We start from the raw sequence: 11652 nt of genomic DNA, 5'->3' as shown, positions 1-11652 counted from the left end.
CAGGCTGCGGCGCGCCCCTTTGCGTATCCGCCATCTGATACAGTTTTCGGTTGTCATTTTTGTTGGAGATTCCATGGAAGACGCCTTGAACGAATTCAACGCCTGGGCCCCCAGGCTGGTGGAGATGGGCATCAATTTGCTGGTCGCCCTGTTGATCCTGATCATCGGCTGGTGGGTGTCGTCGTTGCTGGGCAGTTGGGTTCGACGCGCCGCCACACGGTCCAGCAAGATCGATCCGACCATCGTGCCGATGTTCTACAGCACGGTCGTCTGGGCGGTGCGTATCTTCACGGTGATCGCGGTGCTGGCGCGCTTTGGCGTGCAGACGGCAAGCCTGATCGCGGTCTTGGGCGCCGCCGGCCTGGCAGTCGGTTTGGCCTTGCAAGGCACGCTGCAAAACATCGCGGCCGGCATCATGCTGCTGATCCTTCGGCCTATCCGCGCCGGTGAATACGTGGCCCTGAGTTCGGGCTCCGAAGGCACGGTGGAAGAGGTCGGCCTGTTCCTGACCCGCCTGGTCCAGGGGGACGGCATTCATCTGACCCTGCCTAACAGCACGGTATGGAACGCCACCATCATCAACTACAGCCGCAACAAAACCCGTCGTCTGGATATCCCGGTGCCGGTGCGCTATGGCGATGATCTAAACGCGGTGCTGGCCAAGCTGAACGAAATCGTGGCCGCGCGTCCGGATGCGCTGAAGGACCCGGAACCGCAGGTGAAGGTGTTCGAATACAAGGAAAGCGGCGTCATCGTGAACGTGCGCGTGTGGGCCGAAAGCAGCAAGTACTGGGACCTGCGCTGGGGCCTGTACCAGCAGATTCGCACGTCGCTGGAAGCGGCCGGCTTCCAACCGCCGATTCCGCTGCGCGAAATCCAGAACCCCAAGACGGCGGGCAACGCCGACGCGGCGGCCTGATCGCCTTCGTTGGGTCTTCAATGCAAGCGGGCGCCTCGGTTCATCCGGGCGCCCGTTTTTTATCTGGCCAGGGGGAGATCAGGCCTGCATGACCAGCCGCGCCAATTCCGCCTTGATCCAGCCCGCGATTTCACGCTGGCGCTGGGCCGGCATGCGGTCGATGATGGCCGTGACGCTAACCGCCAGCAGCGGCGAGCCGTGTGCGTCCAGCAGGGCGCAGCCCACGCCCAGCGCGCCGCGCACGGCGTGGTTGCCCACTACCGAATAGCCGCGCGCGCGGGTGTTGTCGATCAGTCGGTACATTTCCTGGGGCGTCATGCCGCCGTACTCGTCCAGCCGGCCCGAATTGCGTTCCACGATGCCGCGCGCCAGGTCGTCCGGCAACGCGGCCAGCAAGGCCATGCCGCCCGAGCCCACGCCCAGCGGCTGACGCTTGCCGGCATAGGTGGCAAGGATCTGTACCGGGTAGCTGCCGATCTCGCGATGCAGGCTGATGGAATCGTCGTCTTCGCGCACCACCAGGAAGACGGCGTCGCCCGTGCGGTCGGCCAGGCGGCGCAGCACCGGCAGCAGTTGGCGCACGCGCGGATCGCGTGAGCGCGTGTCGGGATCCACCGCCAATTGGGCGCGGTACTTTTTGGTGCCCGTAACCGGCAGCACCAGCCCGGCATCAAGCAGGGCGGCCAGCAGGCGGTAAATGGTGGGGCGCTGTATGCCCGTCAAGCGGGCGATATCGGTCACGCTGAGGCCATCGGGCCCTTGGTCGCGCAGGGCGGCCAGCACGGCCAGTCCGCGCCGCAAGGTACGTGGGCCTGCTGACGCGGCATCACTGTCTGGCATGCAAATCTCTGAAAAAGCTAGGGTTATTCCGGAACGGTCAAGGGAAAACCATTGTCCGTAGCGTGGACTCTACCTTGATGCAACCGTCGTGTATAGATCAAAATGCGTCATCCAATAATTCAAATCGTCCATCTAATGGACAGTACCTGCACGGAGACACTATGACTACAGGTCAAAAGCCTGGCCTGCGGCGTTTCGCCGCCACCCTTCTGGCCACCGCCGCAAGCGCATTCGCAATGGGTTCCGCACACGCTGCCTACCCTGACAAGCCCGTCCGTATCGTGGTCGGTTTTTCCGCCGGTGGCACCACCGACGTGATCGCCCGCATCATGGCCAAGGAACTTACCGAGTCCCTGGGCCAATCGTTCGTGGTTGAAAACAAGCCGGGCGCCGGCAGCAACATCGCCACCGACCAGGTCAAGCGCGCCGACCCGGACGGCTACACGCTGCTGTTCGTGGCCGTGACCAGCGCCATCAACCAGACGCTGTACAAGAACGTCAACTTTGACCTGACCAAGGATTTCGCCCCGGTGGCGCTTGGCGCGAAAGTGCCGAACATCCTGGTCGTGAACCCGCAAGTGCCGGTGAAGTCGGTCAAGGAACTGGTCGACTACGCGAAGAAGAACCCCGGCAAGCTGGCATTTGCCTCGTCGGGCAGCGGCACGTCCATCCATATGGCGGGCGAGCTCTTCAAGATGAAGGCGGGTATCGACGTCCTGCACGTGCCTTACAAGGGCAGCGCCCCGGCCATGACCGACCTGATCGGCGGCCAGGTGCAGTTCATGTTCGACAACATGCCGTCTGCCTGGCCGCACGCCCAAACGGGCAAGCTGCGCGCTCTGGCCGTGACCACCACCGACCGCTCCAAGAGCGCGCCGGACCTGCCCACGATGCAGGAATCGGGCTTTGAGGGTTTCGACGTGTCGTCGTGGTTTGGCCTGTTGGCGCCGGCCGGTACGCCGCCGGAAGTGATCAACAAGCTGAACGCCGCCATGCAGAAGGCCTTGGACACCCCCTCCGTGCAGACCAGCTATGAGAAGCTGGGCGCCGTGGGCGTGAAGACGACGCCGGCCGAATTTGGCGCGTTCATCAAGTCGGAAGTCGAGGGCTGGGCCCCGGTGGTCAAGGCCTCGGGCGCCAAGGTGGACTGATGCCTGGATTGCCCCGGCAGGCTTGCCGCCGGAGCTGACCAGAACCAGGGATGGGCATTGCGCCCATCCCTATTTTTTTGCCTGGCCTTTGCGTGCCGTGGCCAGCATGGCGGTGCAGACGCCGCGCAGCATGTCCACTTCGTCACGGGTGAGCGCGGGGCGTGAAAACAGGTGCCGCATGCGCGGCATCAGCTTCTTGGGATGGGCGGGGTCCAGGAACTGCACGCCGACCAGCGCCTCTTCCCAGTGCGCCAGGAACGCCTGCACGGCCTCGCCCGAGGCGGGCTCGGCGCCGCGCGACGGTTCCTGCGCGGTCGAGGCGGGCAGCAGGGCGGCGCCCTGTTCCACCAGCAGCGCATAGCGCAACTCCCAGGCGGCCAGTTGCAGCGCCTGGGCCACGTTGAGCGAGCTGTATTCGGGGTTGGCGGGAATGTGGCAGATGCGGTGGCACAGCGCGATCTGCGCGTTGGTCAGCCCGGCCCGCTCGGTGCCCAGCACCACGGCGGTCACGCCCTCGGCCGTGCTGGCCAGATGCGCGCGGGCCAGGTCGGCCGCCTGGCGGATGTCGCAGGGCGGGGGGCCCAGGTCGCGCACCCGCGCGGTCAGGGCGAAGGCCATCGTCACCGGGGCCAGCGCTTCTTCCAATGAGGGGTAGATGCGTGCGTTTTCCAGCACGTCCAGCGCGCCGCTGGCCAAGGCCACGGCCTCTGGCTGGGTAGTTACATCTGGAAATTTAGGCTCTACCAAGACCAATTCGGAGAAGCCCATTGTCTTGATGGCACGGGCCGCCGAACCGACGTTTCCGGGGTGGCTGGGGTTCACCATAATGAAGCGAACACGTGAAAATGCTTGAGTCATTTAAAATGGCGCGTTTGGCTTCACGCCTTCCTGGTTTTTTGGGTCGATTTCCCCGTTGGGGCGACGATGGATCCGGGGGGCGGCAAGTGGCCTATCATCACGCGAACCCACCGCATACGTACGGAATTTTATGCACCCGATGCTCAACATCGCCATCAAGGCGGCCCGGCGTGCCGGCACCATTATCAACCGTGCCAGCATGGATTTGGAACGACTCAGCGTGGCTCGCAAGGGGCCGCGCGATTATGTCACGGAAGTCGATCGCGCCGCCGAGGAGTCCATCGTCGAGACCCTGCATGCCGCTTACCCGGACCATGCCGTGCTGGGCGAGGAATTCGGGCTGCAAGGTCCCGACCAGGCTGAATTCCAATGGATCATCGATCCCCTGGACGGCACGACGAACTTCATCCACGGCCTGCCCAACTACGCCGTGTCGATCGCGCTGACGCAGCGCGGCCAAGTGACGCAAGCGGTCATCTATGACCCCTCGCGCAACGAACTGTTCACGGCTAGCCGTGGCAGCGGCACCTTCCTGAACGACCGCCGCGTGCGCGTCTCGGGCCGCACTCGGTACCACGAAGCGCTGCTGGGCGCCCACTGGCCCAACGCCGGCGACCCTGAACAGGGTTCGCAGCGCTTCCGCCACATGGCGGAAAACGTCACCGGCGTGCGTCGCATGGGCTCCACCGTGCTGGACCTGGCCTACGTGGCCAGCGGCCGCCTGGATGGTTTCTGCGGCGTGGGCTTGAAGACCTGGGATCTGGCGGCCGGCAGCCTGATGGTGCTGGAAGCCGGCGGCCTGATCGCCGACTTCGATGGCGAGCAAGGCTGGATGGACAGCGGCAACGTGCTGGCCGCCACGCCCAAGATCTTCACGCAAATGCTGGGCTCGCTGAACCCGCCGTCGGCGGCCTGATCCCGGCCTGATTCCGGCATGAATCCGGTTTCAAAAAAGACTGGCCTTCGGGCCGGTTTTTTTTTGGCGTGACGCGTTCGGGCAAGCCCTGCGCATGGCGCAAAGCCAATGGCCATCAGGCAAACGGACGGGGGCGCGTCACCGGCATGTCATGAATTTTCCATGTACGATTACCGGTCGTGTAACTTCTGGAGCTCCTGATGGAGTGGCTGCTGGACCCCGCCGCGTGGGTCGGCTTGCTTACCCTGGTCGTCCTTGAGATCGTCCTGGGCATTGATAACCTGATTTTCATCGCCATCCTGGCGGACAAGCTTCCCCCCGAGCAACGCGACCGCGCTCGCGTCCTGGGGTTGAGCCTTGCGCTGATCATGCGCCTGGGTTTGCTGTCCGTCATGTCGTGGCTGGTCACCTTGACCACACCCTTGTTTTCGGTCGGCCCCTTGTCCCCGTCGGGACGCGATCTGATCCTGATGGTGGGCGGCTTGTTCCTGCTGTTCAAGGGCACGATGGAACTGCACGAGCGCCTGGAAGGCGGGTTTCACAGTGGCTCGTCAGGCCCGCGCGTGTACGCCAGCTTCTGGGTGATCGTGACGCAGATCGTGGTGCTGGACGCGGTGTTCTCGCTGGACTCGGTCATCACGGCCGTGGGCATGGTGGACCACCTGGCCATCATGATGATTGCCGTCGTCATCGCCATCGGCATCATGCTGATCGCCTCCAAGCCGCTGACGCGCTTCGTCAACGCGCATCCCACCGTGGTGGTGCTGTGCCTGGGCTTCTTGCTGATGATCGGTTTCTCGCTGCTGGCCGAAGCGTTTGGCTTCAAGGTGCCCAAGGGCTATCTGTATGCGGCCATCGGCTTCTCGGTAGCCATTGAAGCGTTGAATCAGGTGGCGCGCCGCAACCTGCTCAAGCTGGACGCCCGCCGTCCCATGCGGGAACGCACCGCCTCGGCCGTGCTGCGCATGCTGGGCAAGCGCCCGCCCGCCAGCGACGAGGCCGATCTGCCCAACATGGACGGCCCGGCCATGCCGGCCTTCGGCGTTGAAGAGCGCAACATGGTCAGCGGGGTGCTGACCCTGGCCGAACGTTCCATCCGGTCCATCATGACGCCGCGCACGGATGTGTCGTGGATCAATATCGATGACGACCCGGACCTGATTCGCCACCAATTGACCGAGGCGCCGCATAGCTTCTTCCCCGTCTGCCGGGGTTCGCTGGACGAGGTGCTGGGCATTGCGCGCGCCAAGGACCTGGTTGCGGACCTGATTACCGAGGGCCGCGTGCGCCGCAATCGCCTGCGCGACCCCATCATCGTGCACGAGTCCATCGGCATCCTGCGCCTGATGGATACGCTCAAGCGCTCACGGGGCCAACTGGTGCTGGTGGCCGACGAGTTCGGCGCCATTGAAGGCCTGGTCACGCCGATTGATGTATTCGAAGCCATCGCCGGTGAGTTCCCCGACGAGGACGAACTGCCCGACATCGTGGCCGACGGCGACAACACCTGGAAGATCGACGGCGCGGCTGACCTGCACCACGTTGAGCAGGTGCTGGAAACCGAAGGCCTGGTGGACGACGCGCAGGAATTCTCGACGCTGGCGGGCTACCTGCTGTCGCGCTTCGGCCACCTGCCCAAGCCGGGCGATGTTTGCGAATACGAAATTCATTACCAGCATTTCCGCTTCGAGGTGCTGGAGATGGACGGTCGCCGGATCGCGCTGGTGCGCGTTGAAAAGCGGCCGCAGGAAATGCTGTCGGACGAAGCCCCCCTGGCCAACGATTAACCGGACCCTTATCCAACGTGACTGATAACGCGCTCTACCTGATCAAGGCCTTCATCCTTGGCATTCTTGAAGGCCTGACCGAGTTCATCCCCGTGTCCAGCACCGGCCACCTGATCCTGGTGGGCGACTGGATCAATTTCCAGTCCAGCGATGGCAAGGTGTTCGAGGTGGTGATCCAGCTTGGCTCGATCCTGGCGGTGATGTGGGTGTTCCGCGCGCGGCTGCTCCAGCTGATCCGCGGCACGCTGACCGGCGTGGCCAGCGAGGTCGCGTTCACCCGCAACCTGATCATCGCGTTCCTGCCGGCGGCAGTCATCGGCGCGATCTTCATCAAGACCATCAAGTCGGTGTTCTATCACCCGGGCGTGGTGGTCGTGACGCTGGTGGTGGGCGGGTTGATCATGCTGTATGTCGAGCGCAAGACCCACCACACGCCGGGCGATGCACCGGGCGCGGCGGACGATACGGCATCCGATGAACGGGCGTCGGCGCACACGCTGGAGCAGATCACCTGGAAGCAGGCGTTGGGCGTGGGGGTGGCGCAGTGCTTTGCGATGATCCCGGGCACGTCGCGGTCGGGCGCCACGATCATTGGCGGGATGATTGCCGGCATTCAGCGCAAGACGGCAACGGAGTTCTCGTTCTTCCTGGCCATGCCCACGATGCTTGGCGCGGCCGTCTTTGATATGTACAAGAACTTCGGCGTGCTGACCCAGCATGATTTGTCGGGCATCGCCGTGGGCTTCATCGCGGCGTTCCTGAGCGCGATGGTGGTTGTGCGCGCGGTGCTGCGATTTGTGGCGAACCATACGTATAGAGTGTTCGCGTGGTACCGGATCGTGTTCGGCGGGGTTGTGGCGGCGTGGATTTTTACGCGCTGAGGCGGTGTTGAAGATACGCGCAGGGTAGGGGTTTTGCCGCGCGGCGCCTGTCGTGCGGTGGGGGGATGTTTGATGGGTTTGCGCGATGGGGGCTGGGGTTTTTATCCATGCCCTGCCGCGCTACACCCATCCTACGGCTGCTGCACGATGGGGGTTTTTATCCATGCCCTGCGGCGCCATACCCATCGTAGGATGGGTGTGGCGCGAGACGTTGCAAGGCTAGCGCGAAGGCGGTACAACGCGCAAACCCATCAAACGGCATCCGCTACGGATTTTCCATGCTGCTTGATGGCGGCATCCGCTATGGATTTCAACGCTGCTTGATGGGTTTGCGCGTTGGGCATTGGGATTCTTATCCGTGCCTTGCCGCGCTACACCCATCCTACGTTTCCAGGTCGTAGAACTCTAACCCGTCGCGGTCGATGGTGAGCCAGCCGCCGCGGGGGGGCGAGACGTGGTCGAAGTCCCAGTCGGGCAGTACCCAGCGTTCGCATTTCTTGCCGTCGATGTCCAGCACGTGGCGCGCCGGGCGGTGGGTGTGCCCGTGCACCAGCACGCGCACGCCGGTGTCGCGGAAGACTGCGTCGATGGCCGCGCCATTGACGTCCATGATTTCCATGGACTTCGTCTGGTTGGCCGCCTGGCTTTCGCCGCGGGCCTGCTGCGCCATCGCCAGGCGGTCGGGAATGCTCTTGCCAAGGAATTCGGCCTGCCATTGCGGATTGCGGACCATCTTGCGGAACTGCTGATACGCGGCGTCATCCGTACAGAACTCGTCGCCGTGCGTCAGCAGTACCTGGCCAAAATCCGTTTCCAGCAGCGCCGGTTCGGGCAACAGCTTGGCGCCCACGGCATTGGCCAGTTCTTCCCCGATGAGGAAGTCGCGGTTGCCGCGGCCCAGCCACACCGGAATGCGCGCGGCCGTCTCGCGCAGCGCCGTCAGCACCGTGGCAAGCCACGGTGGCGCGGCGCGGATCACGTCGTCGCCGATCCAGGCGTCAAAGATGTCGCCCGGCAGCAGCAAGGCGGCGGCGTCTTCTTGCGCGGCTTCCAGGAATGCCAGGAATGCCTCGGACGTGGCCGGCGTGGCCGGCCCCAGGTGCAGGTCGGACGCCAGCCAGATCGGGCCGGGCAGGGCAATCTTATTCAAGAATTTCGGCCTTCTCGATGATCACGTCTTCGTTGGGCACGTTCTGGTGGAAGCCCTTGTTGCCGGTCTTCACGCCCTTGATCTTCTCGACCACGTCGGTGCCTTCGGTGATGGTGCCGAACACGGCATAGCCCCAGCCATTCGGCGTGGGCGACGTGAAGTTCAGGAAGTCGTTGTTGGACACGTTGATGAAGAACTGCGCGGTGGCCGAGTGCGGGTCGCTGGTGCGGGCCATCGCCAGGGTGTACTTGTCGTTCTTCAAGCCGTTGTTGGCTTCGTTTTCGATGGGGGCATGCGTCTGCTTTTGCTTCATGCCGGGTTCGAAGCCGCCGCCCTGGATCATGAAACCGTCGATCACGCGGTGGAACACCGTGCCGTTGTAGAAGCCTTCCTTGACGTAGGTCAGGAAGTTTTCGACGGTCTTGGGGGCCTTGGCGGCATCCAGGGTGATGACCATATCGCCTTGGTTCGTGACGAGCTTGACGCGCGGATTGGTGCTCATGGCTTTTGTGCCTTCAGAAGTAGTGGTGGAGGAGGAGGCCGCTGGGGCGGCGCTGACAAGCGCTGGGGCAAATGCGGCCAGCGCGAACGAGCACGCCGTCAGGCGCAGCAGGTGAAAGGGGGAGTAACGGGACATCATTTGCCTTGTTTATCCTTCAGCATGGTTTCGACTTCACGGGCCTTTTCCTGCATGCCCGGCACGCCATCGCTGGCGGCCTTCTTGTAAGTGCGCAGGGCCTGTAGAAGTTGCAGATCGCCCAGATTGGCTCGGGCGGCGGCATAGCCGGGGTCAGCGCGTAATGCCATTTGCAGGGCATCTTGTGCTTTTTCAAGTTCTCCGCGGCTGGCATATAGAGCGGCCAGATTATTCCAAGGTTCCGGAAGCTCCGGGAAACGCGTGGTCATTTCGGTATAGATGTCGATGGCTTCTCCCGGGCGGTCCAGGGCAGCCAGGGCGCGCGCGTGCTGGAACATCAGTTGCACATCGGTGCCGCGCTGGTCCTTGATTTCAGCCTGGCGCTTTTCGATCATCGCCAGCGCTTCTTCGTTGTCGCCACGGTTCAGCAGCGTTTCGATGCGCGTGGTGATCTGCGATGCCGAAGGCGTCAGCCGCGTGTCGACGCCGGGTTTCGCCGCTTCCAGCAAATTGGCCAGGGCGTCCCAGCCGCCTTCGGGCGGAATGGGATCCAGGGTAGTGCGTGTGGCGTTCGGGTTGGCTCCGCCGCCGCCAGCCATCGACTGGGCAAGGGCGGTTCCAGCCGGCACGCCGGCAAGGGCCAGGGCGAGCAGGGCGACAAAAAAACGCGGCTTGATCGTCACGTGGGTATCCGTTAAAAGTCGTGGCCGGGCAGCACTGATACGTGCGACCGGGCCGCTTGCTATACTTGACGACCGCCATTTTAGCCCCGGTTGCGTTTTTGGTTCGGCATGAGTCAGAGCTTAGGCCAGAGCCTGCAAATCCGAGGGCTGCAAAGCCAAGGGCAGAGGGCTGCAGCAGGGGCTGCAACAGGGGCTGCAGCAAGGGCTGCAACAGGGGCTGCAACAGGGGGGGGCTGCAAAGCCGAGGGCAGTATGTCCTCGACAGCGGCCCTCGACAGCGGCCCTCGATGGCGGCAAGCTGCGCGGGTATCGTCCCGCCCGAGCAACTTTTTCCGATTCCGCCGCGGAAAGCAATCAGACAATTCATAAGCGCCATGCTGCAAATCTACAACACGTTATCGCGTACCAAAGAACCGTTCAAACCGGCCCAGGCTGGTCAGGTGCGCATGTACGTGTGTGGCATGACGGTGTACGACTTCTGCCATCTGGGTCATGCCCGCATGCTGGTGTCGTTCGATGTCGTGCAGCGTTGGCTGCGCGCCAGCGGCCTGGCCGTCGACTACGTGCGCAACATCACGGACATCGACGACAAGATCATCCGCCGCGCCGTTGAAACCGGCCGCCGCATCGGCGAAGTCACCGAGTTCTACATTGCCGCCATGCATGCCGACGAGCAGGCGCTGGGCGTTGAGTCGCCCGACCGCGAGCCGCGCGCCACGCAGTACGTCGGCGAGATGCTGGACATCATCGGCAAGCTCGAACAGAACGGCCTGGCCTATCAGGCCGGTGACGGCGACGTGAACTACGCCGTGCGCGGGTTCCCCGGCTACGGCAAGCTTTCCGGCAAGACGCTGGACGACCTGCGTGCCGGCGAGCGCGTCGCGGTGGGTTCGGCCAAGCGCGACCCGCTGGACTTCGTGCTGTGGAAGTCGGCCAAGGCCGAAGAACCCGACGACACCAAATGGGAATCGCCCTACGGCATGGGCCGCCCGGGCTGGCACATCGAATGCTCGGCCATGAGCAAATCCCTGTTGGGCTTGCCGCTGGATATCCACGGCGGCGGCCCCGACCTGAAATTTCCGCACCACGAAAACGAAATCGCGCAGACCGAAGGCGCGTTCGGCGGCACGCTGGCCAACGTCTGGATGCATTGCGGCCCGCTCATGGTCGATTCGGACAAGATGTCCAAGTCCCTGGGCAATTTCCGCACCATCCGCCAAACCATCGCCCAGGACGACCCGGCCACCGATGACGCCAACTACAGCGTGAACCCGCGTGAAGCGGAAATGGTGCGCTTCTTCATCGTGCGCAATCACTACCGCAGCTCGCAGAACTACACGCCAGACAACCTGATCGACGCGCAAAACGCACTGGACCGCCTGTACCAGGCCTTGCAGAACGTGCCCGCCGACGATCAGGGCATCGACTGGAACGAGCCGCAGGCCCAGGCCTTCAAGGCGGCCATGGATGACGACTTCAACAGCTCGGGTGCCGTCGCGGCCCTGTTCGAACTGGCGTCCGAAGCCAACCGAGGCAAGAGCGCGCGTAGCGCCGGCCAGTTGAAGGCACTGGCTAGCCTGTTGGGCTTGTTGCAGCAGGACCCGGCAACGTATTTCCAATCGCCCACCCGCTATTCGGCGGCGGCCATCGAGCAAGGCCAGCGCGCCACGCTGGACGCCACGGCCATCCAGGCCCTGATCGACGCCCGCGCCGCCGCCAAGGCCGCCCGCGATTTCGCCGAAGCGGATCGTATCCGCGCCGAACTGCGTGAGGCCGGCATCGAACTTGATGACAAGCCCGGTGGCTTGACGCAATGGCGACGGGCGTGAG

11 protein-coding genes are annotated in these 11652 nt (G+C 63.7%); 6 read left to right on the top strand and 5 right to left on the bottom strand.

The window, feature by feature from the left end:
* The first annotated feature begins 73 nt into the window (after positions 1–73).
* Positions 74–919, top strand: a complete 846-nt coding sequence (locus tag CVS48_RS24105) for a mechanosensitive ion channel family protein (RefSeq protein ID WP_100856644.1) — start codon at positions 74–76, stop codon at positions 917–919.
* A 78-nt stretch (positions 920–997) separates the two neighbouring features.
* On the opposite strand, the gene CVS48_RS24100 is transcribed toward CVS48_RS24105, so the two are convergent.
* Positions 998–1759, bottom strand: coding sequence for an IclR family transcriptional regulator (locus tag CVS48_RS24100; RefSeq protein ID WP_100856643.1), 762 nt, complete (start codon positions 1757–1759; stop codon positions 998–1000).
* A gap of 161 nt (positions 1760–1920) precedes the next feature.
* On the opposite strand from CVS48_RS24100, the gene CVS48_RS24095 reads away from it, so the two are divergent.
* Positions 1921–2910: a Bug family tripartite tricarboxylate transporter substrate binding protein gene (locus tag CVS48_RS24095; protein WP_100856642.1), complete on the top strand. Its 990-nt coding sequence runs from the start codon at positions 1921–1923 to the stop codon at positions 2908–2910.
* 69 nt (positions 2911–2979) lie between these two features.
* Here CVS48_RS24095 and CVS48_RS24090 read toward each other — a convergent pair whose 3' ends face one another.
* Positions 2980–3768: an RNA methyltransferase gene (locus tag CVS48_RS24090; protein ID WP_100856641.1), complete on the bottom strand. Its 789-nt coding sequence runs from the start codon at positions 3766–3768 to the stop codon at positions 2980–2982.
* Between the two features lie 130 nt (positions 3769–3898).
* On the opposite strand from CVS48_RS24090, the gene CVS48_RS24085 reads away from it, so the two are divergent.
* The 3 genes from CVS48_RS24085 (at position 3899) to CVS48_RS24075 (ending at position 7352) form a co-directional block, all read left to right on the top strand.
* The gene (locus CVS48_RS24085; RefSeq protein WP_100856640.1) at positions 3899–4684 is read left to right on the top strand and encodes an inositol monophosphatase family protein; all 786 of its coding nucleotides are present in this window, start codon (positions 3899–3901) and stop codon (positions 4682–4684) included.
* A 200-nt stretch (positions 4685–4884) separates the two neighbouring features.
* Positions 4885–6471: a TerC family protein gene (locus CVS48_RS24080; RefSeq protein ID WP_100856639.1), complete on the top strand. Its 1587-nt coding sequence runs from the start codon at positions 4885–4887 to the stop codon at positions 6469–6471.
* Between the two features lie 17 nt (positions 6472–6488).
* Positions 6489–7352 (top strand): undecaprenyl-diphosphate phosphatase, encoded by an 864-nt coding sequence (locus tag CVS48_RS24075; protein WP_100856638.1) that lies wholly within the window; start codon positions 6489–6491, stop codon positions 7350–7352.
* Positions 7353–7734: 382 nt separating this feature from the next.
* Here the strand turns inward: CVS48_RS24075 and CVS48_RS24070 are convergent, their stop codons facing one another.
* The 3 genes from CVS48_RS24070 to CVS48_RS24060 form a co-directional block, all read right to left on the bottom strand.
* A complete protein-coding gene (locus tag CVS48_RS24070; protein WP_100856637.1) occupies positions 7735–8502 on the bottom strand; it encodes a UDP-2,3-diacylglucosamine diphosphatase in 768 nt (255 codons plus the stop codon).
* A complete protein-coding gene (locus CVS48_RS24065; protein WP_006225507.1) occupies positions 8495–9004 on the bottom strand; it encodes a peptidylprolyl isomerase in 510 nt (169 codons plus the stop codon). The genes CVS48_RS24070 and CVS48_RS24065 overlap by 8 nt, the downstream gene beginning before the upstream one ends.
* A gap of 134 nt (positions 9005–9138) precedes the next feature.
* Positions 9139–9822, bottom strand: coding sequence for a tetratricopeptide repeat protein (locus tag CVS48_RS24060; RefSeq protein ID WP_100856636.1), 684 nt, complete (start codon positions 9820–9822; stop codon positions 9139–9141).
* A 374-nt stretch (positions 9823–10196) separates the two neighbouring features.
* Between CVS48_RS24060 and cysS the strand changes: the two genes are divergently transcribed.
* A complete protein-coding gene (gene cysS / locus CVS48_RS24055; protein WP_100856635.1) occupies positions 10197–11651 on the top strand; it encodes a cysteine--tRNA ligase in 1455 nt (484 codons plus the stop codon).
* Position 11652: the final 1 nt, after the last annotated feature.

The organism is Achromobacter spanius (assembly GCF_002812705.1).
Classification (GTDB): domain Bacteria; phylum Pseudomonadota; class Gammaproteobacteria; order Burkholderiales; family Burkholderiaceae_B; genus Achromobacter; species Achromobacter spanius.
This window is presented reverse-complemented; position numbering and strand designations above follow the sequence as displayed.